At 67.8% G+C, this 24,970-nt stretch carries 20 protein-coding genes; 15 read left to right on the top strand and 5 right to left on the bottom strand.

Annotation, left to right across the window (positions count from 1 at the left end; all coding sequences use genetic code 11):
* The first annotated feature begins 89 nt into the window (after positions 1 to 89).
* From ACIBK2_RS05405 to ACIBK2_RS05390, 4 genes are read left to right on the top strand one after another with little or no spacing between them, the layout of a single operon-like run.
* Complete coding sequence (locus ACIBK2_RS05405) at positions 90 to 9,290, top strand: neuraminidase-like domain-containing protein (protein ID WP_396963933.1); 9,201 nt, start codon at positions 90 to 92, stop codon at positions 9,288 to 9,290.
* A 1-nt stretch (position 9,291) separates the two neighbouring features.
* The gene (locus ACIBK2_RS05400) at positions 9,292 to 10,542 is read left to right on the top strand and encodes a Kelch repeat-containing protein (protein ID WP_396963931.1); all 1,251 of its coding nucleotides are present in this window, start codon (positions 9,292 to 9,294) and stop codon (positions 10,540 to 10,542) included.
* Positions 10,539 to 11,732, top strand: a complete 1,194-nt coding sequence (locus ACIBK2_RS05395) for a kelch repeat-containing protein (protein ID WP_396963929.1) — start codon at positions 10,539 to 10,541, stop codon at positions 11,730 to 11,732. Before ACIBK2_RS05400 ends, ACIBK2_RS05395 begins: the two co-directional genes overlap by 4 nt.
* Positions 11,729 to 12,856 carry a Kelch repeat-containing protein gene (locus ACIBK2_RS05390; protein ID WP_396963927.1) on the top strand — a complete coding sequence of 376 codons (1,128 nt, stop codon included), beginning with the start codon at positions 11,729 to 11,731 and terminating at the stop codon, positions 12,854 to 12,856. Before ACIBK2_RS05395 ends, ACIBK2_RS05390 begins: the two co-directional genes overlap by 4 nt.
* A gap of 4 nt (positions 12,857 to 12,860) precedes the next feature.
* On the opposite strand, the gene ACIBK2_RS05385 is transcribed toward ACIBK2_RS05390, so the two are convergent.
* Both ACIBK2_RS05385 and ACIBK2_RS05380 read right to left on the bottom strand, forming a co-directional pair.
* Complete coding sequence (locus ACIBK2_RS05385) at positions 12,861 to 13,052, bottom strand: hypothetical protein (protein ID WP_396963925.1); 192 nt, start codon at positions 13,050 to 13,052, stop codon at positions 12,861 to 12,863.
* 66 nt (positions 13,053 to 13,118) lie between these two features.
* Positions 13,119 to 13,325, bottom strand: a complete 207-nt coding sequence (locus tag ACIBK2_RS05380) for a CsbD family protein (protein WP_396963923.1) — start codon at positions 13,323 to 13,325, stop codon at positions 13,119 to 13,121.
* A 167-nt stretch (positions 13,326 to 13,492) separates the two neighbouring features.
* Between ACIBK2_RS05380 and ACIBK2_RS05375 the strand changes: the two genes are divergently transcribed.
* The 10 genes from ACIBK2_RS05375 to ACIBK2_RS05330 all read left to right on the top strand — a co-directional run bounded on the left by ACIBK2_RS05375 (position 13,493) and on the right by ACIBK2_RS05330 (position 18,179).
* On the top strand, positions 13,493 to 14,059 hold the full coding sequence (locus tag ACIBK2_RS05375; protein ID WP_379290675.1) for an RNA polymerase sigma factor: 567 nt from the start codon (positions 13,493 to 13,495) through the stop codon (positions 14,057 to 14,059).
* Positions 14,050 to 14,652: an Asp23/Gls24 family envelope stress response protein gene (locus tag ACIBK2_RS05370; protein WP_396963920.1), complete on the top strand. Its 603-nt coding sequence runs from the start codon at positions 14,050 to 14,052 to the stop codon at positions 14,650 to 14,652. The genes ACIBK2_RS05375 and ACIBK2_RS05370 overlap by 10 nt, the downstream gene beginning before the upstream one ends.
* Complete coding sequence (locus tag ACIBK2_RS05365) at positions 14,649 to 15,026, top strand: Asp23/Gls24 family envelope stress response protein (protein WP_396963918.1); 378 nt, start codon at positions 14,649 to 14,651, stop codon at positions 15,024 to 15,026. The genes ACIBK2_RS05370 and ACIBK2_RS05365 overlap by 4 nt, the downstream gene beginning before the upstream one ends.
* Positions 15,027 to 15,102: 76 nt before the next feature.
* Positions 15,103 to 15,420 carry a hypothetical protein gene (locus tag ACIBK2_RS05360; RefSeq protein ID WP_396963916.1) on the top strand — a complete coding sequence of 106 codons (318 nt, stop codon included), beginning with the start codon at positions 15,103 to 15,105 and terminating at the stop codon, positions 15,418 to 15,420.
* Positions 15,421 to 15,516: 96 nt separating this feature from the next.
* Positions 15,517 to 16,020, top strand: a complete 504-nt coding sequence (locus tag ACIBK2_RS05355; RefSeq protein WP_396963914.1) for an Asp23/Gls24 family envelope stress response protein — start codon at positions 15,517 to 15,519, stop codon at positions 16,018 to 16,020.
* Positions 16,021 to 16,209 (top strand): hypothetical protein, encoded by a 189-nt coding sequence (locus ACIBK2_RS05350; RefSeq protein WP_364739899.1) that lies wholly within the window; start codon positions 16,021 to 16,023, stop codon positions 16,207 to 16,209. It abuts the gene before it with no gap.
* A complete protein-coding gene (locus ACIBK2_RS05345; RefSeq protein WP_396963911.1) occupies positions 16,206 to 16,529 on the top strand; it encodes an Asp23/Gls24 family envelope stress response protein in 324 nt (107 codons plus the stop codon). The genes ACIBK2_RS05350 and ACIBK2_RS05345 overlap by 4 nt, the downstream gene beginning before the upstream one ends.
* Complete coding sequence (locus ACIBK2_RS05340) at positions 16,526 to 17,062, top strand: DUF6286 domain-containing protein (RefSeq protein WP_396963909.1); 537 nt, start codon at positions 16,526 to 16,528, stop codon at positions 17,060 to 17,062. Before ACIBK2_RS05345 ends, ACIBK2_RS05340 begins: the two co-directional genes overlap by 4 nt.
* Entirely contained in the window at positions 17,062 to 17,640 is a 579-nt protein-coding gene (locus ACIBK2_RS05335) for an alkaline shock response membrane anchor protein AmaP (protein WP_396963907.1), read from the top strand. Before ACIBK2_RS05340 ends, ACIBK2_RS05335 begins: the two co-directional genes overlap by 1 nt.
* Before the next feature lie 170 nt (positions 17,641 to 17,810).
* Complete coding sequence (locus ACIBK2_RS05330) at positions 17,811 to 18,179, top strand: STAS domain-containing protein (protein WP_396963905.1); 369 nt, start codon at positions 17,811 to 17,813, stop codon at positions 18,177 to 18,179.
* Positions 18,180 to 18,203: 24 nt separating this feature from the next.
* On the opposite strand, the gene ACIBK2_RS05325 is transcribed toward ACIBK2_RS05330, so the two are convergent.
* The 3 genes from ACIBK2_RS05325 to ACIBK2_RS05315 are packed head-to-tail and all read right to left on the bottom strand — an operon-like array spanning position 18,204 to position 21,627.
* Positions 18,204 to 18,647, bottom strand: a complete 444-nt coding sequence (locus tag ACIBK2_RS05325; RefSeq protein WP_396963903.1) for a response regulator — start codon at positions 18,645 to 18,647, stop codon at positions 18,204 to 18,206.
* A gap of 47 nt (positions 18,648 to 18,694) precedes the next feature.
* Positions 18,695 to 20,338 (bottom strand): CHASE3 domain-containing protein, encoded by a 1,644-nt coding sequence (locus ACIBK2_RS05320; protein ID WP_396963901.1) that lies wholly within the window; start codon positions 20,336 to 20,338, stop codon positions 18,695 to 18,697.
* Positions 20,335 to 21,627, bottom strand: a complete 1,293-nt coding sequence (locus tag ACIBK2_RS05315) for a PP2C family protein-serine/threonine phosphatase (protein ID WP_396963898.1) — start codon at positions 21,625 to 21,627, stop codon at positions 20,335 to 20,337. Before ACIBK2_RS05315 ends, ACIBK2_RS05320 begins: the two co-directional genes overlap by 4 nt.
* Positions 21,628 to 22,389: 762 nt before the next feature.
* Here ACIBK2_RS05315 and ACIBK2_RS05310 point away from each other — a divergent pair.
* Entirely contained in the window at positions 22,390 to 24,954 is a 2,565-nt protein-coding gene (locus tag ACIBK2_RS05310) for an MFS transporter (protein WP_396963896.1), read from the top strand.
* Positions 24,955 to 24,970: the final 16 nt, after the last annotated feature.

The following is a 24,970-nucleotide window of genomic DNA, read 5'->3' as shown; positions in this document are numbered from 1 at the left end:
CGCCGCGGTGCCGGACCGCCACCGGCACCGCGCCTGAGCGCCGACCTCTCACCGCCGAATCACCAGCTCTGACATCGCAAAGGACATCAATGACTGCCAACGAGGTTGTCACCCAACGAAGCTCGGTCGTCGGGAGGGTCACCGACCCCGATGGCAATCCGGTCGCCGGTGCGGTGGTCACGGTCATCGAGCGCCGCCTGCGCTCGGAAACGCCGCTCGGCGAGAGCATTACCGAGGCCGACGGACGCTATCGCGTCGAGGTCGACGCGGCGGTTCGTGGCCTTGTCGTTCGGGCCGCCCACAACGGCGCACCGGAGGTCGAGGCCACCCGCCAGACGGTCGGCAACGGTGCGACCGTAGACCTTCGACTGCCCGCTGGTTCGGAGTACGCGACCGTCGTCGCCAGGGTGACACCGCTGCTGGATGGCGCGGCACTGAGCGCTCTCGGCGCGGCGGACGTCGACTATCTGGCCGACGCGACGGGACAGGATCGCGAATCGATCGCCCAGCTGGCGGTCGCCGAGCAGCAGGCCGCCGAGCTCGAGCAGCCGGGGCAATTGTGCTACGGCATGCTGCGCCAAGGGCTTTCGCAGGATCTCGATGAGCTCGGCCGGTATCCCTCGGGCGAGCTCATCGCCGCGATCGAGGCGGCCGCAGCCGCGGGTGTCATCGAATCAGCGGAGGGCGCTGCGGATTTCGCGGCGGCCATCCGGGCCAGGCATGTGACCGAGGCGGTCAATCCGGTCGACGGCTCGGCCGACACGGAGTCGGTCGGTGCGTTGATCGCGGCGGTCATCCCGGATGTCACGGCGCGGGAACGAAGTTACGCCGCGTATGTGGATCACTTGGCCGATGCCGCGACCTGGTTGACCGAGCTGTCCGCGGACCCTGTCGCGGGGCAGTACGCCGAGCGGCTTCGCCTAGCCTTCCGGCTGCGCGACCTGACCGGCGGCAACGCGGCGCTGATCCGGGAACTGCTCGGCCTGTTCGACAGCGGAGAGTTCAGTGATCTCCGAGAGTTGGTGCGGCTCAATGGTTCCTGGTCCGAGCTCGTCCAGAAGTCCGGCGGTGTGCCCGAGCAACGGCGGGCCGCGCTCAGTACGGCAGCACCGGACGGCGACCATGTCCCGGAATACGCCCGTGACCTACGGCGGCGCCTGATCGAGGCCTACCCGTCGGCTTATCTGTCGCACGAGATGTCCGCCCGTCCCGAGCATTCGGAGACCGCGTCCGCGCGCTTCCTGCTCGCCAATCCCGATTTCGACATCATCGCCACGCCGGTCAACGCCGACACCGTGCCGGACGAACCGGCCCGGCAGGAACTCGGCGCGATCCAGCGCACCTTCAAGATCACCCGCGACTTCGACGCCATGCAGGCGTTGCGCGACAACGGGTTCGACTCCGCCAAGTCGGTGGCCGCGGTCGGCCGAGATCTGTTCGCGCGCAAGGTCTCCGGCACCCTCGACGCGGACGCCGCCAATGCCGTGCACGAGCGGGCGACCCGGGTCAGCGCGGCCGCCGCGAACCTGGTCACGGATTTCCGCACCGCGGGCCATTTCGACGTGCCGTGGCTGCCGAGCATGGCCGACCCCACGGGGCTGGGGCATCCGATTCCGGATTGGGAAGAACTGTTCGGACCGGCCGACTACGGCACCTTCGCCGCCTCGCGGTCGGTCACCGGCGAGCCCGCCTACCTCGCCGACCTGCTGTATTTCCTGCGCAGGCTGGGCGGGGGCACCCCGACGAACGAAGGGCCGGTCGCCAAGGCGCTCTACCACCGCCGCCCCGACCTGTGGGACGTCGAATTGAGCGATGCCAACACCGATCTGAGCCTGCCGTACGTCGATCTGGTCAACGAACTGCTCGAATCGGCGGTGGCGCCGACCACCGCGGTTCCGGCGAAGAACCGGCAGAGCACCGGTGATCAAGCGACACTGCGCATTCAGCCGCAACACGTGAATTCCAGCGCGTACGAGACGTTGCGCACCGCCATCTACCCGTGGGATCTGCCGTTCGACCTGTTCCGTGCGCAGACCGACGCCTATCTCGCGCACGCCGGCGTGTCCCGCGTCGCGCTGCTGGAAACCATTGGTGCCGCGGTGGATTCGCCCACCTTGTCGATGGACGAGCGGCTCGGTCTGAATACCGTTGCGGCGCGGCTCATCGCGGGCGAGCAGCTCCCCCCGCCGCGCACCCTCGCGGAGTACTACGGCCTGCGGGCCGATGTGGATATCGTCGGCGTGTTGCGCAATGTCCGGGCGCTGCTGGATGCCGGTTCGCTGCGCTACGCGGAGCTGACCGAGCTGCTCGACACCCGGTTCATCAACCCGGACGGTGTCATCTTCATCAAGGCCGACGACGCTAAATTCCCTTACGACACAACGCGAATGACCCTCGTGGGACTCGATCCGGCGGCACTGGATCGCCTGCACCGGTTCGTCCGCCTGCGGCGGGCGCTCGGCTGGTCGGCCCAGTTGCTGGATCGGGCGATCATCGGCGCCAACAGCCAGGGCGGGCTCGACCGCGCGACCCTGCGCACCATCGCCGCCGTCCGCACCATCGCCGCACGCCTCGACCTGTCGATCGAACAGGTGCTGACCTTCTACAACACCATCGACGCGCACGTCTATCGCACCGAATCCGAAGCGCCGCTGTATGACCGGCTGTTCCTCGATCCCGCCGTGGTGACGACCCAGCCGGGCACACCGAATCCCTTCGCTCTGCGCGCCGATCGCAGCGAACTCGCGGCGCTCGGCAGCCTGACCGCGCCCGCGGTCACCGCGGCACTGCTCGCGGTACTCCAGGTGACCGACGAGGATCTCGCCGCGCTGACCACCGGGCCGCGGGCGGTCACGCCCAACCGAATCCTCGATCTGGCCAACCTGTCGGCGCTGGTGCGTACTGTCACGCTCGCGCAGGCGCTGTCGCTGTCTATCCCGGAGCTGTTGCGGCTCATCGAACTCTACGGCGGTGGCGGTCCATTCCCCGCGCTCGCCGATGTCTTCGCTGGCGCCGTGCTGGAGAACGAGGTCGCGGCGGGCGCTCCGATGCGGGTGGCGATGCCGTCGGCGCTGCCCGCCTATCCGTTCGGCTTCGAGGGTGAGGTCGCGGGCGGCGCACCGATGCGTCCACCGACCCGATTCGACGCCGCGCCCCGGCCGCTGGCCTACGCGCAAACCGTTGCCACCGAACGGTTCCTGGATGCCGTCGACGCCATCAAGGCCGCAGGCCTGACGGTCGCCGAACTCGATGCGGTACTCACCGCCACCCTGCCCGCCCAGGGCGGGATCATCCCCGACGACCCCGCGCTGGCCGCCACGCTCACCGCGCTGCGGGCCGCCCTCCAGACGGTCTATCAGCAGACCGCGCAGACCCTCGACGAGCGTGGCGAGCTGACGCGCAAGAACCTGACCCTGCTCGGCTGGGATCCGGCGCTCGCCCAGGAGGCCGTCGCCACGTTGCTCGGCACCGTCACCTACGCCGCGAATCTGACGTCGCTGCCGGAGAATACGGTGTTCCCGCCGAAGCTCCCGATCCGTTTCAGCGCCGCCGAGCAGAAGCTGTACTTCACCGGCCCGATGACCGAGGGACAGCAGATACTGCTGCAGCAGGTGTCGACCGCCGCCGAGTATCAGGCCGCGGTGGCGGAGTTGCACCTTGCGCCACGGCGTTTCGTCGCGACCAGGATGAAGGCGCGGCGCATTCCGGTATTCGCGGCCCGCCAGGACATCATGCCCGCCGACTATCAGATGCCGAAAGCGTTGCTCGGCAAGGTGTTCTACGACATCAACGATCACCAACTCAAATGCCGGGGCTACCTGTCCGAGGCCGAGGTGGCGGCGTTGAAGGGCGCGCCGTCCGGTGCCGCGATCGCCGCCGCGGTCGACGTCCTGTTCGCCGTGCAGGAGGCCGATATCGTCGGCCCGAACAAGTTTCTCGACGCCACGGTGGCGGACACCTTCTTCAACGACGAGCACACCGTGCCCGCCGACCGGTTCCGGTTCGTGCTCGACCTTCTCAATCCGTTGCTGCGCACCATGCTGAGCGAGATCACCATCAAGCAGCAACTCGGTCAGGCCGCCGAGCTCGACCCCGCCACCGCCGATCTGCTGCTCGGCACGCTGCTGCGCTCGACCTCGGGTCCCGCTGTGCTGAACGACTTCCTGGTGCCGGACTTCGTCAGCAGCGATCAAGCCGTCGCGGTGACCCGGTCCGCGTTCGGGCGGCAGTTCATCGCGCTCAGCCGGATCTACCGTGTCGCACTGGTGCTTTCGCGTCTTCGGGTGAGTGCGCTCGAGCTGCCGTTCGTCTTCGGCTACGCGGGTCTCGTCGGCTGGGTCGATCTCAACGAGCTGCCTCCCGCGCCGATCCTTGGCCCGGCGCCGTTGTTCGCCAAGTTCATTCGACTGCTCGATCTGCTGCGCTTGCGCACCGTCCTGCCCGGCGGCATGGGCACCCTCGACAAGGTGTTCACCGCCGCGGCGAGCCCGGCGGCGACCACCGCGACCGTCGTCGCGGAGCTGGCCGCCCGAACCGGGTGGAACACAGCGGATCTCGGCACTCTCACCGGACTGCTCGGATTGTCCACCGCGGCCCGTTTCCTCGACGTCGCCACCATGCGCACCGTGGACGCGGCCGTGCAGCTGTTGCTTCGGCTCGGCGTGACCGCCGACCGCCTCGACCTGTGGCTGCACGCCGAGCTGACGCCGGCGGCGGCCGAGGCGGCCTGGCAGACGGCCAAAGCCAAACACACACTGGCGGATTGGCCGGTCGTCGCGCCGCCCATGCAGGACGCGATCCGCGAACGGCAACGCGCCGCGCTTGTTTCGTACCTGGTCGCCAACCCGCTGTATGACACCAACCGGATCACGGTGCCGGAGTGGACCGACGCCAACGGCATGCACGACTACTTCCTGCTCGACGTCGAGATGGGCGCGACCCAGCAGACCACCCGAATGGCGCAGGCCATCTACAGCATTCAGCTGTTCGTCCAGCGCTGCCTGCTGAATCTCGAGCCGCTGGTGGACACCTCGCGGACCGAGCTGTGGCAGCAGTGGGAATGGATGAAGCAGTACCGGCTGTGGGAGGCCAACCAGAAGGTGTTCCTGTACCCGGAGAACTACTTCCAGCCGGACCTGCGCACCGACAAGACCCCGTTCTTCCAGGACCTGGAGAACGAGATCATGCAGAAGGAGATCACCGACGAGAACGCGACCACGGCACTGCACCACTATCTGGAGAATCTGGACGGGGTAGCGAGACTGCATCCGTGTGGCAGCTACCGCGACCCGGCCAACGGGCGGATCTATGTCTTCGCCAGAAACGATTCGGTGCCGCGCGTCTACTACTTCCGCACCTGGGAGAACCGGACGTTCTGGACGCCATGGCGAAAGATCGACCTCGATATCGGCAGCGACACGCTGATACCGGTTGTCTGGCAGGGACAGCTGTACCTGTTCTGGCCCTCGTTCACCCAGCGGGCCGACGCCAAGACGGTCAGCAAGCTGCCGGACGGCAACGCGGAAAACGAGATCAAGCAACCTGTCACCTATGCCGATGTGCACCTCAACTGGAGCCGGTTGACCACCGACGGGTGGCAGGAAAAGAAGATCGCGGAATCCACGATCGCCACGAAGATCTACATCGATCCGACCAACTATCCGATCGTGAGCACGGTGGCCGAGGGCACCGATATCTTCTTCTTCGAGCCGCAGATCCAGGCCAACGGTGACCTCGTCCTCTACGTCACCTACAACGGCGTCATCAGCGTCATCGACAAGATCCAGCTCAACTACAAGGGTGTGATCTTCCGTGGCAGCTTCCGGCTCAGCGGCCGGTACGGCTTCGTCGACGTCACCCAGCTGACGCCGATGCTCTTCGCGGTCGGGCCGGACGGGAAGTTCGACCCGGCCACCAGGAACTACCTGCTGTTCGGTTCCGGCGCCGGTTCGGTCAACAACGAATTCGAAAATCACTATGACGTCCGGATCACCGACACTCGGCCGAACGGAAGCGGCCGACTGGACGCCATATTTCAGCACATTTCCCGTCCGCCGAACCGGTTGCTGTACCCGTTCCGGCCGGAGATCGCGTGGGACAAGTTCTATATGCTCTCCGCGGACGGGCTGCGCAGCTATCTGCTCGAGGTGACGAACCCGGACCCGTTGACCTCCGCGTGGATACGCGTCACGAACTTCTATCACCCGTTCGTGGAACAGCTTCTGGAAACACTGAAATTCAGTGGCGCGGATGCCATGTTCGCCAGGAACATCCAACTCCAGATCGGCGCGTTCGACTTCGGCGCCGCCACGGAATACCAGCCGACGCCGTCGATCGTCCGTAAGCCCTATCCGCAGGAAGACATCGACTTCACCGGCACCGGGGCCTACGCCCAGTACAACTGGGAGCTGTTCTTCGACGTACCACTCATGCTCGCGCAACGGCTGACGACGAACCAGAAATTCGCCGAGGCACAACACTGGTTCCACCGCATCTTCGATCCGACCGACGTCTCCGGATTGCCTTCGCCGCAACGATTCTGGCGAACCAAGCCGTTCTTCCTCACCGCGGGCGATCCCGCCGACCCGACCAGCGACTACTACGCCCAGCGCATCGAGGAGATCCTGAGTCTGCTGGCCTCCGGCGACGAGCGTGAGCTGGCCAAGCTGCAGGTCTGGTTGGACAACCCGTTCGAGCCCGACGTGGTGGCCCGGCTGCGCACGACCGCCTACCAGAAGTCGGTGGTGATGAAGTACCTGGACAACCTGATCGCCTGGGGCGATCAGCTGTTCCGGCAGGACACCGGCGAGTCGGTCAACCAGGCCACCCAGCTCTACCTCCTCGCGGCCGAGTTGCTCGGCCCGCGTCCGCAGGAGGTCTTCGACCCGACGCCCGGACCGGCGCGCAGTTTCCGCGATATCGCCGGCGCGCCTGCCGCACCGAATCCGCTTGTCCTGGCCGAACATCTGGTCTCCGTGGGTGGCGACGCGGCGCCGGTGCCGTCGATCACGGTCGGCGTCGGCGTCGGCTGGTTCGACTACTTCCGGGTGCCGCGCAACGAAAAGCTGCTCGGCTATTGGGATCTTGTCGCGGACCGGCTGACCAAGATTCGCACCGGGCGGACCATCGACGGCCGGGTCAGGCAGCTGGCCGCCTTCGGCAGCGTGATCGATCCGAACCTGCTGGTGCGCGCCGTGGCCTCCGGGCTCGACCTGGCCGCGGTGCTGGACGACATCAGCGCGCCGCTGCCGCACTACCGCTTCGGTGCGATGCTGGCCAAGGCGAAGGAACTCGCCACCGAGGTCACCTCGTTCGGCTCGGCCTTGCGGACCGCGCTCGAGCAGCGTGACGGCGAGGCCATGGCCAGGCTGCGATCCCGCCATGAGCGAGCCACCCTGGGCGCCGCGAAGCTGGTCAAGAAGCAGCAGGTGGCCGAGGCCGCCGAGGGGCTCGAAGCGGCGCGCCAAGCGCAGGCCTTGGCGCAGCACAAGCTCGATTACTACGCGAGCCGCGATTTCATGAACGGTTTCGAGATCACCCACACCGTGCTCGCCAGTGGCGCCATCGTGGCGCAGTCGGTGGCCGCGGGAATTCACATGGCGGGCAGTGTGACCTCGCACCTGCCCGACATCAAGGTCGGCTTCCCGACCACTGTCGGCGCGACCTACGGCGGCAGCAATGTGTCGAATTCGCTGCAGGGGCTGGCGAATTCGCTCGGCGAGATCGCCTCGATCCTGAACGGCGGTGCGGCGCTCGCGGCGACCGTCGGCGGTTACCGTCGGCGCGCGGACGACTGGGACTTCCAGGCCGGTCAGGCCAAGATCGAGATCGAGCAGGCGGACAAGCAGATCCGCGCGGCCAGCGACCGGCTGACCATCGCCGAGCTCGAGCAAGACAACCACGACATGGAGATCGCCAACGCGCGTGAGGCCGACGAGTTCCTCTACGGCAAGTTCACCAACCAGGAGCTCTACGAGTGGATGGTCGGCCGGTTGGCCACCGGCTTCTTCCAGGCCTACCAGCTCGCCTACGACGTCGCCAAGCGGGCCGAGCGCGCCTATCGGCACGAACTCGGTGTCGAGGACTCGAGTTTCATCAACTTCGGGTACTGGGACAGCCTGCACAAGGGGCTGCTGTCGGGTGAGCAGCTGATGGCCGATCTCAACCGGATGGACGCGGCCTACCTCGACGCGAACGCCCGCGAGTTCGAGCTGACCAAGCGAATCTCGTTGGCCCAGTTGGATGCCAACGCCCTGCTGCGGTTGAAGGAGACCGGCGCCTGCTACGTGTCGCTGCCGGAGGCCCTGTTCGACCTCGACGCGCCGGGTCACTACTTCCGGCGCATCAAGGGCCTGAGCATCACGGTGCCGTGCGTGGCCGGTCCGTACACCGGCGTGAATCTCACCGCGACGTTGACCAACAGCAGCATTCGGGTCGACACGCGGCTACCTGACGGCCATTATGTGCGAAAGATGCCACAGGACACCAGGTTCCGCGACTACTCCGGTCCGATCGAGTCGATCGTCACCAGCACCGCCCAGGACGACTCGGGCCTGTTCGAGTCCGGCCAGCGCGACGACCGATTCCTGCCGTTCGAGGGCATGGGCGCGATCAGCCAGTGGCGCCTGTCGCTGCCCGACGAGTTCCGCCAGTTCGACTACCAGACCATCGCCGATGTCGTGCTGCACCTGCGCTATACCGCGCGCGACGGCGGCAACACCCTCGGTGACGCGGCCGTGCTCGATATGAAGGCGGCACTGGACAAGTGGGCGCGCGGGAGCGGCGGCACCGGCCCGGTCCGGGTGTTCAGTGCGCGCCGCGAACTGGCCGATCAGTGGCAGCGTTTCCTCGCCACACCGGCCGACGGCGTCGCCACCGCGAGCTTCCGGATGTCCAAATCGCAGTTCCCGCAGATCTTCCGGGACCGCCGCTACGTCGTGTCGAAACCGGAACTCGTGCTTGTGCTTTCGCGGGAGCTCATTCCCGATGGCAGCAAGCGTTTCGTCGACTGCTACCCCGTCGGCAAGCCACTGTCCGCGAAGTTGGCCGCCGGCACCGGCACGCCGCCCGTCGTCGCGCTGAGCGCCGATCCGACGCTCGGCGGGCTGCCACGCGCCGCCTTCCCGACCATCAAGGACATCGAAGTGAAAGACGCGGGCCAGGACTGGGTCGTCACCGCCCCGATCACCGGCCTCGACCCCAACCTGCTCACCGCGGACGGACGACTCGACCCCGCCGTCGTGCTCGACCTGCTGCTGGTGTGCCCATTCACCCTGAAGGGACAGAACTGATATGCGACCTTCCGTAGATCCGTTGCGGCTGCGGCCATTCCAGCCGACCCGGCAGGCCGAGCTCGCCGCCGCGGCGGGCAGCTGGTCGACCCTGCCGTACCCGATGCCCGCCGCCGAATCCTGGGCCGAGCCGAACGACACCGCGATCGTGCTGCCCAGCGGCCAGGTACTGATCGCCTTCGGTGAGGACGGCGCTCGAAACCCGCTGTGGAACTCGGCGGTGCTCGATCCCGGGTCGGGCCAGTACAGCGAGACCTTCATCAGGGCAACGCCGCGCAGGCTGCACGCCCTTACCGACCTCGGGGGCGGCAAGGTACTGGTGACCGGCGGGGTGACCGGGCCGGTCGCGACGCCGGCGCGCGGCACGAACGAGGTGTTTCTCTACGACGACGCCGACGGCGGCGGGGCCTGGCGCGAGGTCGCGCCGATGCACGAGCCGCGCTTCTCGCATTCGGCTACCCGGCTCGGCGACGGCTCGGTGCTGGTGGCGGGCGGTTGCGCGGAGCGATCCGCGGACACCGATCGGGCGGTGCGCTCGGCCGAGATCTACAACCCGGCCACGAACACCTGGACCGTGGTCAAGGAGATGACCGACATCCGGTTCGGCCACACCGCAATCGCGTTGTCCGCCACCAAGGTGCTGGTCGTCGGCGGCCTGATCACCATCGGCCGCGGCCAGTACGCCGCGCTCGGCTACTGCGAAATCTTCACCGCGGGAGCAACTCCGGACAAGGGCACCTGGGCGCCGACGGCGAGCCTGAGTTCGCCGCGCAAGGGTCATCAGGCCACCCTGCTGAAAGACGGCTCCGTGCTCGTGACGGGCGGTGACATGCCGACCCTGTCGTTCACCTCGACCATCGAGCCGTACAGCCAAAAGTCCTGTGAGCGTTTCCGTCTCGACGCCAACGGCGTCGGCGCCTGGCAGGCCGACACCGACATGCCGTGGGGGCTGAGCCAGCATCGCGCGGTGCTGCTGAAGGACTCGGGCAAGGTGCTGGTGATCGGCGGCACCGACAGCTCCGTGTTCGACATGGGATACAGCGACACCATCATCTACACCCCGGGCCCGGGCGGTGCCGCGGGCGTCTGGGCGGTCACCGGGAGCCTGGAGGTCGGCCGCTGGGCGATGGCCGCGGCGGCGCTGCCCGGTGACAAGGTGGTTGTCGTCGGCGGCATCGTCCGCTCGGGCGCGGCGGCACCGGTCATCGGCGAGAACGTGCTGACCACGAGCGTGGAGGTGTACACGCCGTGACCTCCCTCAGCACAACGGAATTCGATGCGACGGCGGCGGTCGACGGCGCTGGTGGAACCTGGACATCGGTGAAAGACGCTCCGGTAGCGGTGAATTGGCAGGGCGCGGATGACAACGCCGTGCTGCTCGCCGATGGCCGCGTGCTGGTGGCGGGTGGCCAGGAGGTCGGTTTCCGGTCCTCGCCCGCGAGCGCCGTGTTCGATCCGGGGCCGGGCAGTTGGACCGCGACCGGTCCGCTGCGGACGGGGCGGTCCGGGCACACGCTGACCCTGCTGCCGGATGGCACGGTATTGGCGACAGGCGGACTTCCCACGCCGGAGGTCTCGCCCGCGGGGCTGGCGACCGCCGAGCGCTTCGATCCGAAGACGCGGACGTGGGGGCCCGCCTCGCCGAACCCGATGAGCGCCGAACGTGCCGCGCACACGGCCACGTTGCTCGCCGACGGGCGCGTTCTGCTCGCGGGCGGCTACGCGACCAGGGCGAACGTGGAATCCACCACCGATTCCGCCGAGATCTACGATCCGATCGCCAAGACCTGGACGCCGACCGCGCCGATGAACGAGGCCAGGTCCGTGCATACCGCCGTGCTGCTGCACGACGGCCGGGTACTGGTCATCGGCGGTACCGTGAGCGTCGGCCGCGGCCACTACACCGCACTCGCCTTCTGCGAGGTCTTCGATCCGGTGACCGGCACGTGGACCCCCACCGGGAGCATGGCCCGCCCGCGCTTCGACAACACCGCGACGGTGCTCACCGACGGCACCGTGCTCGTCACCGGCGGCGGCTGGCGCGGGTGGATCGCGGACTGGGTGTTCAACGCGCACAACGACTGGACGACCGAACGCTACAACCCGACCAGCGGCACCTGGTCCAGAGACGCCGACCTGTCCTGTGCCCGCCTCTACCACCGCGCGGTGCTGCTGCGCGACGGCCGCGTGCTGGTGCTCGGCGGCGTCGACGCGAGCAATATGTCGACCGGTTTCCGCAGCACCGCGCTCTACGATCCGCTCACTCGACAGTGGTCGCCCGCCGCCGGACTCGCCACTGGCCGTTGGGCTTTCGGCGCCCTCGCCCTTGCCGACGGCCGGGTGCTCGTCACCGGCGGTGTCGAACACCTCGACTGGTCGGCCACCGACTGGCGGCTCACCGTGAGCACCGAGATCTACACGCCTCCGAAGGGGGAACAGTGACTTCACTCGCCATCGGCACCAACCTCTGGATCCCGACCGGCAACCTGCCCGCCGCCAGTCTGGCCTTCGAAAACGATTGCGCCATGGCCGGTTTGGCGGAGGGCTCGGCGCTGCTCGCCGGCGGCGCCGACGCGACCTTCGCGGGCAGCGCCGCCGCCGCGCTGTTCGACCCGGCGATCTCGACCTGGAAGGTGACCACGCCGATGGCGATCGGCCGCAGGTTGCACACCGTGACCCGGCTGCCGGACGGCACCGCACTCGCGGCGGGTGGCATCACCGGGCCCTACCGGCTGCCGTTCGATGTCGTTGCGGCAGCGGAACGTTTCGACCCGAAGACCAAGACGTGGACGCCGACCCGCACCGGCATGGGCACGCCGCGGTGCCTGCACAGCGCCACGCTGCTTGCCGATGGACGGGTCCTGGTCGCGGGCGGCGCGACGCTGCGATCCGCCAACGGGCTCGGTCCGACCAACACGGCCGAGGTGTACGACCCGGTCGCGGACAAGTGGGAGCCGACCGGCTCGATGATCGACGCGCGGACCGCGCCACAGTCGGTGCTGCTCGCCGACGGCCGGGTGCTGGTGGTCGGCGGCACGGCCCTCGTCGGCGACGAATACGCGGTGCCTACCGCGTTTTGCGAAGTGTACGATCCGAAAACCGGAAAGTGGAGTCCGACAGGGTCTTTGGCGCTACCACGAGCCCTGCACCGAGCCGTACTGCTGCCGGACGGCAGCGTGCTCGCCCTCGGCGGCTGCCGTCAAGGGTGGTCGTCCGGCCCGATCTTCGACAAGCATTCGCTGGCCACCACCGAGCGGTGGTATCCGGTGACGGACAGGTGGGCCCCCGCGGCCAGCATGCCGGCCGGCCGGGATCGCTTCCACGCGTTCACCTTGCGTTCGGGGAAGGTGCTCGCCTTCGGTGGCGGTGACGAACAGAATCTCAGCGCCAGGTTCGCGTCCAGCGTGCTGTACGACCCGTACGCCGACACCTGGAGCTCGACGGGGCCGATGTACTACGGCCGCATGGACTTCGCGGCGGCGCTACTGTCCGACGGCCGGGTGGTTGCCGCGGGCGGCAGCAGCGGTGACGACCTGCCGACGGTGGCGGAGATGTTTCTCCCGTAGTCCGTCACGCCTTGTGCGGCAGTATCGCCAGCGCGAGCGCCAGTCCGGCGATGATGCTGACGCACGCCGCCACGGTCGCGGCGACGGACGCCGTCATGGCCGCGACAGCGATGGTCAATGCCAGGCAGGTGGCGATGGCCAGCACCGCGGTCACCGGTTCGACACCGGCGATTCTGGTCGGTCGATGATTGATCACTGCAATACCTTTGTTCGAACCGGGCGGTGTGCGGCCGTACTCACGGCCGCACACCGCACGCGCGGGCTACTTGCCCAGCGCGCTCTTCGCCTTGTCCACCGCGTCGCCGATGGCGTCCTTCACGTTCTCCACCGCACCCTTGACGGCGGATTCGACCTGATCCGCCTTGCCTTCGGCGCGCAGATCGTCGTCGCCGGTCGCGTTGCCCGCGGCTTCCTTCGCCTTGCCGCCGAACTCGTCGACCTTGTTGCCGATCTTGTCGCTCAGAGACATCGAAACCTCCGCTGTGTCGCGGCACATCCGGGTTGGATGCACACGTCGTATTGACACGGCCGTTCCGCAAAGCGCACGCAGCAACCGATGAGACAACGATCACGTCATACTGGCCGTGACGGTTTCCATTCCCCGGTGTCTACGTGATGAGCGGTGGAGGAGGTGCTGTGACCACGACAGAAACGGTTGCCGAGACCGCGCCCGATGATGCGACCCTGGTGAGCAGGGCGCGCGACGGCGATATGCGGGCCTATGAGCAGTTAGTACTGCGCTATCAGGCCCAGATGTTCCGTCTCGCGGTCAAGATGCTCGCCGACCGCGCCGACGCCGAAGATGTCGTCCAGGAGGTGTTCCTCGGGGCCTGGCGCCGACTACCGCAGCTCAACGAGGACGCGGCCTTCGTCGGCTGGCTCTATCGCATGACGACCAATCGGTGCCTGAACGTGATCCGGGCCCGCAAACCCACCGTGGAGGTAGACCCGGAGACCACCGAATCGCCACGCTCGGACACTCAGCCCGAGCACGCGGTGCAGGTGAGCACGCAATTGGCAGCGCTGAACGAGGCGCTGCAGCTGCTCACGCCCGAACAGCGCGCCTGTTGGCTATTGCGCGAGGTGCACGGGCTGACCTACGAGGAGATCGGCGACATCGTCGACGTGAATACGACGGCGGTGCGTGGCCGGATTGCCCGCGCGCGAGCCCACTTGTCCGAGGTGATGAAACCATGGCGGTGAACGGAACGACAGAACAGGATTACCGGCTGCCCTGCGGCCGCGAGATCGAACAGGTCTGGGATCGGCTCGACGCGGTCGAGGCCGGTCTGGGCGACGAACACGAGACGACCTGCCCGCACTGCCGAGCGGCGCGCGACAGCCTGCTCGCCTTGCGTGCGGCGACCAAGGAGCTGATCGACGAACCGGATCCGGCGCCGCCCGACCTGACCGGACGCATCATGTCCGCGGTGCGCGCCGAGGCGCGGCGCGGCCGGACCCTGGTCTTGCCGACGCCCGCGCCGGGCACGGTCGAGGTGAGCGAACAAGCCGTCGCCACCGTGCTGCGCTATGCCGCCGACTCGGTGCCCGGTGTGCGCGCCAGGCAGTGCCGGGTGCGCAGGGTTGGCATAGGGATGGACGGGGAAACACTGGTGGCGGTGGAGCTGTCGGTGGCTATCCGGTTCGGGCACACCACGGTCGGCGAGGCGCTGCCGCTCGTGCGCGAACGGGTCAGCGCCGCACTCGCCGCCCAGGTCGGTCTCGTGCTGGAGACCCTGGATCTGGTGGTCGCGGACATCTATGAGGACGACGAAACGGGGGGCGCGCGGCGATGACGACCGATGCTTTTTCCGAGGTACGGATCGAGGCACCGGTCGTCGCCGCGGTCGCTGCCCAGGCGGCGTGCGCGACGCCCGGCGTGATCCGGCTGGAACCCGGTGTGCGCGGGCTGGTCTCGTCGCTGGTCCGGGTGGGCAAGCAGCGCCTGACCAGTGCCGACCCCGCGCCCTCGGAGGGCGTGCGGGTGCGCCGGACCGCCTCGGGCGCGCTGAGTGTGCAAGTGGACGTGGTGATTTCGGCCGAACGTGCGGCGGCGGTGATCGGTCACGCGGTGCAGCAGGAGGTTTCGCGGGTGGTGTTCGAACAGACCGGGCAGACGGTCGACGAAGTGTCGGTGACGATTCTCGATATCGAGCCGGAGCGCCAGTGAGGGAGCGTCAGCGAGCGAACCAAAATCGCAGCCGCCTAGAAGGCACGGTGGAGCCGAGCGCCAGCGAGGCGCAGCCGTGACTTCACCCAGCGACATCATCGCCGTGATCCTGGGCGCGCTGGACACGATCGACGGTATCCGACCCGCGACACCTCTCGGCGCGGAAAGCCCGGCCTGGTGGCCATGGGACGCACGAGGTTTCGCGGTCGATGTCAGACCGGACCGGATCGAGGTACGGGTCGCCGCGGCCGAACTGCCGTTGGCACCGCTGCTGGAGAAGGCGACGGCCGCCCTGCGCGCCGCATTGGCCGGGACCGACTGGTCCGATGCGCGCCTGCGACTCGTAGTGACCGAGCTCGATGCCGGAGCCTTCGGCAGTGAGGGGGTTACCTAGGTCACACCGTCGAGCCCGTGACGTTCGGGTCGGATCGCGTGTCGATCCCTATGAAGCCGATGTCCGCTGTATCGCAAGGGAAATCAGGAGGAGCTAATGAGCACCACGACAACCACTGACAAGAACACGGACAACAAGGCACCGGCAGACACCAAGACCCCGGCGAGCCGGGTTTCCTCCGCCGTGGCAACCCAGAAGGACAGCAAGCTCGCCAGCGACCAGGGCACCACCTCCATCGCCGACATCGTCGTGCAGAAGGTGGCCGGGCTCGCGGCCCGCGAGGTACGCGGCGTGCACGATCTCGGCGGCGGCGCGGCCCGCGCGTTCGGCGCCATTCGCGATCGCATCCCCGGCGCGTCCGCCAGTATCGGCCAAGGGGTTTCGGTCGAGGTGGGGGAGACCCAGGCCGCCGTCGATCTGGAACTCGTCGTCGAATACGGCGTCGCCATCGCGGAATTGGCGCGCGCGGTGCGCCGCAACGTGATCAACGCGATCGAGCAGATGACCGGCTTGGATGTGGTCGAGGTCAATATCAACGTCAACGACGTGTACATCCCCGGCGACGACGACGAGCCGGTGCAGAGCAGTCGGGTGCAGTAGATGAGTGCCACAGCGATCTGCCTCGCGGTCGGTCTCGCGCTCGGCTTCGCCGGCGCGTTCGGCGGATTCGGCGCCTTCACCATCGTGCTGCTGTTCGCCGTGCTCGGCCTGGTGGTCGGGCGCTGGCTCGACGGCGAGCTCGACCTGGCCGGGTTGCTCCAATCCGCTCAGCGCAAGGGCAGGCGATGACCGCCGTCATCGCGGACGAGTATCCGGGCGTCACCACGGTGGCGCCGCGCGCGGTGCAGCGGATCGTCGCGCAGGCCGCGCGCGAGGTGGCCGGCGTCGGCGCCGACGTGCGGGTCGACGCGCGAGTCTTCGCGAACCGGACGGCTCTCGATGTGCGGTTGCCGATCCAGTACCCGTCGCCGATCGGCCGGGTGACCGAGGCGTGTCGCGCGCATCTGGCCCGTCGCACCAGCGAGCTGACCGGGCTCGCGGTGTCCGGCATCGACATCGTGGTGACCGAGTTGACCACCGAAACCGTTGCCGGAAGGAGAGTTCGGTGAAGCGCAGGCCGCGCCGGGTGATTCCGGCGATCGTGGTCGCCGTGCTGCTGCTCGCCGCCTGCGTGGCGGTGGCGGTGTCGCTGATCCAGCGGCTGATCGGCGCGCACGAGTACCTGTCCTACGACACCGTCGCGGACGACCTGCACGGCATGACCTGGCACGACATGCCGGTGCTCGCCGTGGGTGTCGCTGCGGTGGTGTTCGGCTTCGTGTTGCTCGCGCTGGCGTTGTGGCCGGGGCGGGCAGCCGTGCTGCCGCTCGACACCGAAGACGGGATGTCCGCGGGAGTGACGCGTGGCGGGTTGCGCACGGCGCTGCGCAGTACCGCGGATTCGGTGGACGGCGTCAGCTCCGCGCGAATCCGGTTACGGCGCAAGGGAGTCAAGGTGTCCGCGCGCACCGATCGCACGGGCACGGAAGGTTTGCCCGAGGAGATCTGCGAGACGCTCACCCGCCGGGTCCAGGAGATCGGCCCGCAGCCGGTGCGCCGCGTCCGGGCCAAGCTGCGCGGCCCGAAGACAGGAGAGGCGTGATGGCTAGTCGAACCAACCGTCCAGCCGCGTTGAACCGGACCGTGCTCGGGCTCACCGGCGTGCTGCTGCTCGCCGCGGGCGTGCTCGCCGTCACCGCGCACTACGGGCGGCTGCGCTGGGTCGAATCCGACGACACCCTCGTGCCTGGCACCGCGGCCCCGCCGACCTGGGTGCTGTGGGCCGCCGTAGCCGTTGCCGTGCTGATCGGCCTGCTGTGCCTGCGCTGGTTGCTGGCACAGGTGTTCCGGATGCCCAAGTCGGTCACCTGGCGCACCGGCGGCACCGAATGGGCCGGGACCACCGTGCTGGAGTCCGCCACCGCCGCGGCCCCGGTGGCCACCGACATCGAAAGCTACGAGGGCGTGCGCACCGCCTCGGCCTGGTTGTCCGGCGGCCGCGACGCCCCCGAACTGCACCTGGTGGTCACCGCCGAACCGACCGCCGACATCGTCCAGCTACGCCGCCGGATTCTGGGCCACGCGGTCACCCGGCTGCGCGAAGCGTTGGAGGTCGAGGTCATTCCGGTGACGCTGGAGCTCGACTTCGCCGAAGACCGGCGACCGGCTCGGGTGCGCTGAGGATTATCGGAACGCGGCAGGTGCGAGGCGGGCGCGGCGAGCCGAGGCGGCCTACGGTAGTTTGGCGAGTTGGATCAGCTCCGCGCCGTGCTCGAGCGGGCGGGGGGTCGACGCGTCGGAGGTAGCGAAGTGGCGATGCCAGGCAACCGGTTTGGTGTAGCGGGTACTCGATGAGCACGGACGGAAAGGCGAAGAGCTTGGAAGCGGACGTGCGCTCGGTCGATTCCGCGCGAATCCTGTCGCTCACCGGAGAAATCGACATGGCCTCCGCGCCACAGTTCCAGGCCGCGGTCGATGATGCGTTGCGGGACAAGCCGACCAGGCTGGTCGTCGACCTGTCCCAGGTGGAATTCTTCGGCTCCGCCGGACTGAGTGTGCTGCTCGTGGCGGCGGAGTCGCTGGCGTCCGGCCAGCTGCGCGTGGTGGCCTCGCCGCCGGTGCGCAGGCCGATCGAGGTGACCGGGTTGGACAAGCTGCTCAGCGTGCACAACACCGTCGACGAAGCGCTCGCCGTAGCGGAGCCGCGCCGCCCGGCCTAGCGCCGGGCCCGCGCTCGTCGGCTGTCAGCGCTGCCGAGGCAGCCGGACGACCTGGACGAAGAAGTCGTCGATGTGCTTGATGGCCGCGACGAATTGGTCCAGGTCGACCGGCTTCGTCACATAAGCGTTGGCGTGCAGTTTGTAGCTGCGCAGAATGTCTTCCTCGGCCGCCGACGTGGTGAGCACGACCACCGGGATATGCGCCAGGTCAGGGTCGGCCTTGATCCGTTCGAGCACCTGGCGTCCGTCGTATCTCGGCAGATTCAGGTCGAGCAGGATGAGATCCGGTCGCGGCGCGCCCGCGTGGTCGCCCTGCTGATACAGGAAATCGAGGGCCTCCTGGCCGTCGTGCGCGACGTGCAGGGTGTTGCCTATCTTGTTGTCCTCGAACGCCTCCCGAGTCATCAACTCGTCGCCGGGATCATCCTCCACCAGGAGGATGTCGATGGGCTGGCCGGGAATGGTCAAGAGGAACTCCTGTATTCATCTGGGGGACAGTCTTACCGGGGGACGGGTCAGCTGGTTTCGCTGGGCTCGAGAGTTTGCCGCGGCCTGCTGATCTCGCCGAGTGCGCTGGTATCCACCGGCAGCACAGGCGAGTTCAGCGTGAACCAGAAACGCGTGCCATCGGTGTATTCGGTATCGAGCCAGATTCGCCCGCCGTGGTGTTCGACAATCTTCTTGCACAGTGCCAGCCCGATGCCGGTGCCGGTGTATTCCTCGCGGCTGTGCAACCGCTGGAAAATCACGAATACCTTCTCCGCGAACTCCGGCGCGATGCCGATCCCGTTGTCCGAGACCGAGAACAGCCAACCGTCGGTGTCGCCATCTGCGACACAAGCGATCTGGACAACCGGCGACCGATCGGGTGCGCGGAATTTGATCGCGTTGCCGATCAGGTTCTGCCACAGCATGGTCAGCAGCGTCGGGTCGCCGGTGATCTCCGGTAGCTCGTCCGGGCGTGCCAGCCGCAAATCGGTGTCCTCGGCGGCCACCGAGAGGTTGGCCATCGCCTTGTCCAGGGTCTGGTCGAGCTCGATCGGCACATTGCCGTCGATGACGCGCCCCACCCGGGAGAAGGTGAGCAGATCGTTGATCAGCACCTGCATCCGCTTGGCGCCGTCCACCGCGTAATCGATGTATTGGACTGCGCGCTCGTCGAGTTGGGGCGCGTAGCGCTTTTCCAGCAGCTGACAGAACGCGGCGACCTTGCGCAGCGGTTCCTGCAGATCGTGCGAGGCGACGTAGGCGAACTGCTCGAGTTCGGCATTGGAGCGGCGCAGTTCCGCGGTCTGCGTGTCCAGCTCGACCGTCTGTGCCGCCAGCACCGTCTCCTGGACCCTGGACGACTCCAGTTCGGCGACGACCCTGCGGCGCATGCCCTCCACCGCCTCCGCGACGGTGGCGAGATCGGCGGGTCCGTGCGCGGTGATGTGGTGGTCGAAATCGCCGTCGGCGACCCGCCGGGAGGCCGCCTCCAGATAGTCCAGCGGGCGCGCGACCAGCCTGCGCACCAGGACGGTCAGCGCGACCGCGGCCACGAGGAAGGCGACGACCAGGCCGGCCAGCACGGCATCGCGCACGGCGCGAGTATCTTTCAGCTCGGCTTGATCTCGGTCGACCTCGGTGGCGAGGTCGGCGGTCTGGTTGGCGAACAGGGTGCGCAGGTTGTCGAAGGTCGCCTTGCCACGTGCTGCCGCGAGCTCGTCGACCGCGGCGGGGCCGCGTGCCTTCACCGCGGCGATGAGTGGCTCGGCGTATCCGGTGCGCCAATCGGCGGCCGCCCGCTCCACCGCGTCGAGGTCGGCGAGCAGCTGCGGACGGTCGGCGAGCAGCTCGCGGATCTCGGCCGCGGCCCGCGCCTCGTCCTGCACCCCTTCGGAATACGGTGCGAGGAACTGGGAGTCGGCGCCGATGGCATAGCCGCGAATGCCGGTCTCCTGATTGAGCAGCGCGCCCTGCAGCCGGTAGGTCTCGGCGGTGGCGGGTTGCAGCCCGTCGACCATCCGGTCGGCGAGCCGGTTGGTCTTGCTGAGTTGCTGGGCACCGACCGCCGTGCCGACGATCACCAAGATCGCCATCAGGGCCAGCACGAGCATGAACCAGCCCTGGACGGTCAGTCGACCGGCCACGGACCGCTTCCTGGGAGATGTCGTCATCGATTGTCCTGGTTCAGGTCTCGGTGATTCCACTGCAGGTACATGACCGCCACGTCGTCCTCGAGCCCGCCGTGCGCCTCGGCGAGTTCCTCGGCGCGCCGGATCAATTCGTCGACGAACACCGCGGGGTCCGCGGCGGTCACCGTGCGCGCCAGCTCCAGCAGGCCTTCCTCGCCGAGGCGATCCTGGCTCTCGTCGGTGTGTCCCTCGAAGAGTCCGTCGGTGAACAGCATCAGGCCGGAGCCGACCGGCAACGTGATCTCGTGCGCGGCCCATTCGGCCCGGCCCGGTAGGAAACCGAGTGCGGGACCGCCGGGCACCTCGACCCAGTCGACCTCAGCACCGGTGCGCAGCAGCATGCCGGGATGCCCGGCCCTGGTGACCACCACGCGATGATCGCAGGGACGCAGGATCAGGCTGGTCAGCGTGGCGAAGGTCTGCTTGCCGGTGCGCTCGGCCAGCAGCACCTCCTCCAGCAGTTGCAACTGCCGGATGCCGAAGATGTCGCTGAGCACCAGGGTGCGCCAGGCCAGCCGCAGCGCCACTCCGGTCGCGGCCTCGTCGGGGCCGTGGCCCGCGACATCGCCGATCAGCGCGTGCACGGTGCCGTCGGCCTGCTGCACCACGTCGTAGAAGTCGCCGCCGAGCAGGGCGTTTGCCCGGCCGGGACGGTAGCGCGCCACGATGTCGACCGAGCGCTCGCCGCGCAGCAGCGGGGTCGGCAACAGTCCGCGTTCGAGTCGCGCGTTCTCCTGCGCGCGCATCTGGCTGGTCCGCAGCGCCGCCGACGCGCGCTCGGCCTGCTTACGCTGGATGGCGTAACGCAGTGCGCGGCCGAACAATTCGGGCTCGACCCGGCCTTTGACGAGGTAGTCCTGGGCGCCCGCCGCCACCGCGGCCAGCCCGATCTGCTCCTGGTCCAGCCCGGTGAGCACGACGACCGCGACCTGGTCGGTGTACTCGCGCACCGTGGCCAGCGCCTCGAGTCCATGCGCGTCGGGTAGATGCAGGTCCAACAGCACACAGTCGGGTAGCTGCTGCGCGAGTAGCGCACGCGCCTCGGCCGCGGACCGCACCCACCGCATCGGCAGGCCCGGCGCGCCGTCGGCGATCAGCTCCTCGACCAGCAGGGCGTCGGCTTGATCGTCCTCGACCAGCAACACCGACAACTCCGGCCAACTCCAGACGGTGGCGCGGTCTGGTCGGCGCTCGGGAATCGGTGCTGCTGCGCGGGCCTTGCCGTCGCCGTCGCCGAGAAGGCCGATCTGCCCACTCTGCCCGGAAAGCATCGACTCCGGTCTCCTTCCATCCGCGTTGACCTACTCGGTCGTCGTCAAATGCGACTAACGCGGAGTACCCACATTCGTTCGGCACACCCTCCGGGCCTTGTACCTTGCGACGCGCCAAACATTACCGTCCCGCCGGGCTCGGCCGAGCCTGACTGCCTGTGCAGGGTGTCGCGCGGCTCGATTCCCTCCTGGACTCGCTGTGGCCGACTCGTCGCGGATTATCTGGGCCGCCCCAAGTGGTGAAATCGAATTCCGGTGAGCAGGTGGTTAGGTGTTGGCCACGGTTTGGGTCCAGGCGGCAGGCCGGATCGCGCTGCAGCGGTCCAGGCCGGAGCCTGCGTCGTCGCGCGGGATGGCGAAGCGGGGTCCCGCACGCGGCGAGACACGAAAGACCTTACATAGCAAGTGGCTATCCGGGCGCGGGTTTCTCTGGAACCTCCTACCCGCGGTGATAATGGATTGACGGGCTTATGTATTGTTCGCGTTAGCAACTAGTTGCGCGGTTTTGGTAGGTCTGCTGGTGAATATGGGGAGGGGCCACGCCCGTTGGCGGCCCACAGCACACCGGTAAGCTCGCCGAACTGTCGCACCGCTGAGAGTTCTACCAGCAGTAGTTAGTGCAGATCGCTTGTGTCACATGGCTTGGCGAGCGCCGAGCCGATCCGATCGACGGCCGCGCAGCGCATTGGGGGCGACCGGGGATCGGATGCGCGTGTTCGAAGAAAACCGCTGACAACGCAGCCGACCAGAATCAGGGCCTACATGACGAATTCCACCACCCAGGCAATGCCGCCGGGCCTGGAAGCGGGCGAGGACACCGCACTGTCGCACCGGCAGATCTTGACCATCCTGTCGGGCCTGCTGCTCGGCATGTTCCTGGCCGCCCTCGACCAGAACATCGTCAGCGTGGCGATCGTGAAGATCTCCAACAGCCTGCACGGCTTCGACGAACAGGCGTGGGCGACAACGGCTTACCTGATCACCGCGACGATCACCACGCCGCTGTACGGCAAGCTGGCCGACATCTACGGGCGTAAACCGTTCTACCTCACCGCGATCGGGCTGTTCATCGTCGGCTCGGTGGCCTGCACCTTCGCCACCTCGATGTACGAGCTCGCTGGGTTCCGTGCGTTCCAGGGCCTCGGGGCCGGCGGTCTGATGTCGTTGGCGTTCACCATCGTCGGCGATATCGTGCCCGCCCGCGAACGGGTGCGCTACCAGGGCTATTTCATGATGGTCTTCGGTTTCGCCACCGTGCTCGGCCCGGTGCTCGGCGGCTTCTTCTCCGATCTGGACACGCTCGGCGGCATCGCGGGCTGGCGCTGGGTGTTCCTGGTGAACGTGCCGGTCGGGGTGCTGGCGTGGCTGGTGGTCGCCAGGGTGCTCAATGTGCCGCACCAGCGGCAGAATCACCGGATCGACTGGCTCGGCGCGGTGACGCTGACGATCTGCACCGTGCCGCTGCTCGTCGTCGCCGAGCAGGGCAGGCATTGGGGCTGGGAATCGCATCGGTCGCTGCTCTGCTACGGGGTCGGCGCGATCGGGCTGCTGCTGTTCCTGCTCGTCGAGTTCCTGATGAAGGACGCGGCGCTGATTCCGTTGCGGCTGTTCAAGAGTTCGACGTTCAGCGTCACCATTCTGGGCGGCTTCATCGTGGGCATCGCCATGTTCGGCGCCATCACCATGGTTCCGCAGTATTTCCAAGTGGTGCGCGGCTTTACGCCGACCCATGCCGGTCTGCTGATGCTGCCGCTGGTGCTCGGCATCACGGTCGGCTCGCAGCTCGGCGGGCGGATCACCAAGTGGACCGGTCGCTACAAGATCCTGCCGGTGGCAGGCACTTTCATCACCGCGTTCGGCTCGGCGCTGTTCGCGCAGGTGCATTACGACAGCGTGCTGTGGCAGCCGCTGACGTACTGCGCGGTGATCGGGCTCGGGCTCGGTTTCTGCATGCAGACATTGGTGATCGCGGCGCAGAACGCCGGGCCGCGTTCGGATATGGGCGTGTCCACCGCGGCGGCGACCTTCTTCCGGCAGATGGGCGGCACGCTCGGTGTCGCGGTGTTCCTGACGATTCTGTTCAACCTGTTGCCCAACAAGATCATCGACGCGTTCGGCGGGGCCTTGCCGCCCGGGTTCGATGCCGAACAGCTCAGCAGCATGCAGAGCAACACCAGCGGTATCGAGGCGCTGCCCGACGAGCTGAAGGCGCCGATCCTGATCGGCTTCACCGAGTCCATGCACGGCGTGTTCTACGTCGCCGCGGCGGTCGCGCTGCTGGCCTGCTTCGTGCTGATGTTCATGAAAGAGATTCCGCTGCAGGATGATCCGAAGCCCATTGTGGTTTCGCCCGCCTTGCAGCCGAGTTGGGACGAGGATCAGATCTGGGAGGGTGCGGCGCAGGCGCTCACCGAGCCCGAACCCGTGCTGGCCGGGGCCGTCGCCAGGCACGCGGCCGCCGAGCACAACGGTGCACGCCAATTCGCCATGGCCACAGCCAGTTCCACGGTGACCGTGCTCGACTCGGTGGAGGGCTTCGAAGGGTACGGCGACGGCGCGATCGGCGGACGCATCCGTCGGGAAAACGGTCACCCGGTGCCCGACGCCGCGCTCACCCTGATCGACCAACGCGGGCACCAGGTTTCGCGAGCAACCGGCGATGCCGACGGCAGTTATGTCATCGGGGTACCCGAGAGCGGCAACTACGTCCTCATCATCTCGGCGACCGATCACCAACCCGCCGCGGTAACGGTCTCGGTCGGGCAGCGCGCACAACGCCTCGACCTCACCCTCCTCGGATCCGGTGAACTGTCCGGCGTCGTCCGTTCGGCCGCCCGCGGCACCCCACTCTTCGGCGCCACCGTCACCCTGACCGACCTGCGCGGCGAAGTGGTCGGCGCCGCAACCACCACCGCCGACGGCCGATACACCTGCCACGGAATCGTCTCCGGCACCTACACTTTGGTCGCCGTAGCCGAACACATGCGCCCAAGCGCAACCACCCTCACCGTCCCCGAATCCGGCCTGCTCCGCCACGACATCGAACTCGGCCCCATGGCCGTACTCGTCGGCTCGGCCGTCGCCGACGACGGCCGCCCCGTCCCCGACGCCCAGATCAGCGTCCTCAACACCACCGGCGACCTCACCGCCACCGCCCGCACCGACGACACCGGCCGCTACCTCGTCACCGACCTCCCGCAAGGTCAATACACCGTCGTGGCCCGCGGCTACCCCCCATCAACCAGCCAAATAACCGTCGCGGGCGGCGAGGTAAACCACGACGTGAAACTCGGCTACCAACTGGACGATTCACCGAGCCACCCCTGACCCGCGACTGGCTGTC

It is taken from the genome of Nocardia sp. NPDC050175, from assembly GCF_044459885.1.
Classification (GTDB): domain Bacteria; phylum Actinomycetota; class Actinomycetes; order Mycobacteriales; family Mycobacteriaceae; genus Nocardia.
The sequence above is the reverse complement of the archived record's forward strand: the minus strand, read 5'-3'. Positions and strand labels throughout refer to the sequence as shown.

Coding starts and splice junctions, on each gene's coding strand:
- ACIBK2_RS05405 (WP_396963933.1), top strand. CDS start 90: ATGACTGCCAACGAGGTTGTCACCCAACGAAGCTCGGTCGTCGGGAGG.
- ACIBK2_RS05400 (WP_396963931.1), top strand. CDS start 9,292: ATGCGACCTTCCGTAGATCCGTTGCGGCTGCGGCCATTCCAGCCGACC.
- ACIBK2_RS05380 (WP_396963923.1), bottom strand. CDS start 13,325: ATGTCTCTGAGCGACAAGATCGGCAACAAGGTCGACGAGTTCGGCGGC.
- ACIBK2_RS05370 (WP_396963920.1), top strand. CDS start 14,050: ATGGCGGTGAACGGAACGACAGAACAGGATTACCGGCTGCCCTGCGGC.
- ACIBK2_RS05365 (WP_396963918.1), top strand. CDS start 14,649: ATGACGACCGATGCTTTTTCCGAGGTACGGATCGAGGCACCGGTCGTC.
- ACIBK2_RS05355 (WP_396963914.1), top strand. CDS start 15,517: ATGAGCACCACGACAACCACTGACAAGAACACGGACAACAAGGCACCG.
- ACIBK2_RS05350 (WP_364739899.1), top strand. CDS start 16,021: ATGAGTGCCACAGCGATCTGCCTCGCGGTCGGTCTCGCGCTCGGCTTC.
- ACIBK2_RS05345 (WP_396963911.1), top strand. CDS start 16,206: ATGACCGCCGTCATCGCGGACGAGTATCCGGGCGTCACCACGGTGGCG.
- ACIBK2_RS05335 (WP_396963907.1), top strand. CDS start 17,062: ATGGCTAGTCGAACCAACCGTCCAGCCGCGTTGAACCGGACCGTGCTC.
- ACIBK2_RS05330 (WP_396963905.1), top strand. CDS start 17,811: ATGAGCACGGACGGAAAGGCGAAGAGCTTGGAAGCGGACGTGCGCTCG.
- ACIBK2_RS05320 (WP_396963901.1), bottom strand. CDS start 20,338: ATGACGACATCTCCCAGGAAGCGGTCCGTGGCCGGTCGACTGACCGTC.
- ACIBK2_RS05315 (WP_396963898.1), bottom strand. CDS start 21,627: ATGCTTTCCGGGCAGAGTGGGCAGATCGGCCTTCTCGGCGACGGCGAC.
- ACIBK2_RS05310 (WP_396963896.1), top strand. CDS start 22,390: ATGACGAATTCCACCACCCAGGCAATGCCGCCGGGCCTGGAAGCGGGC.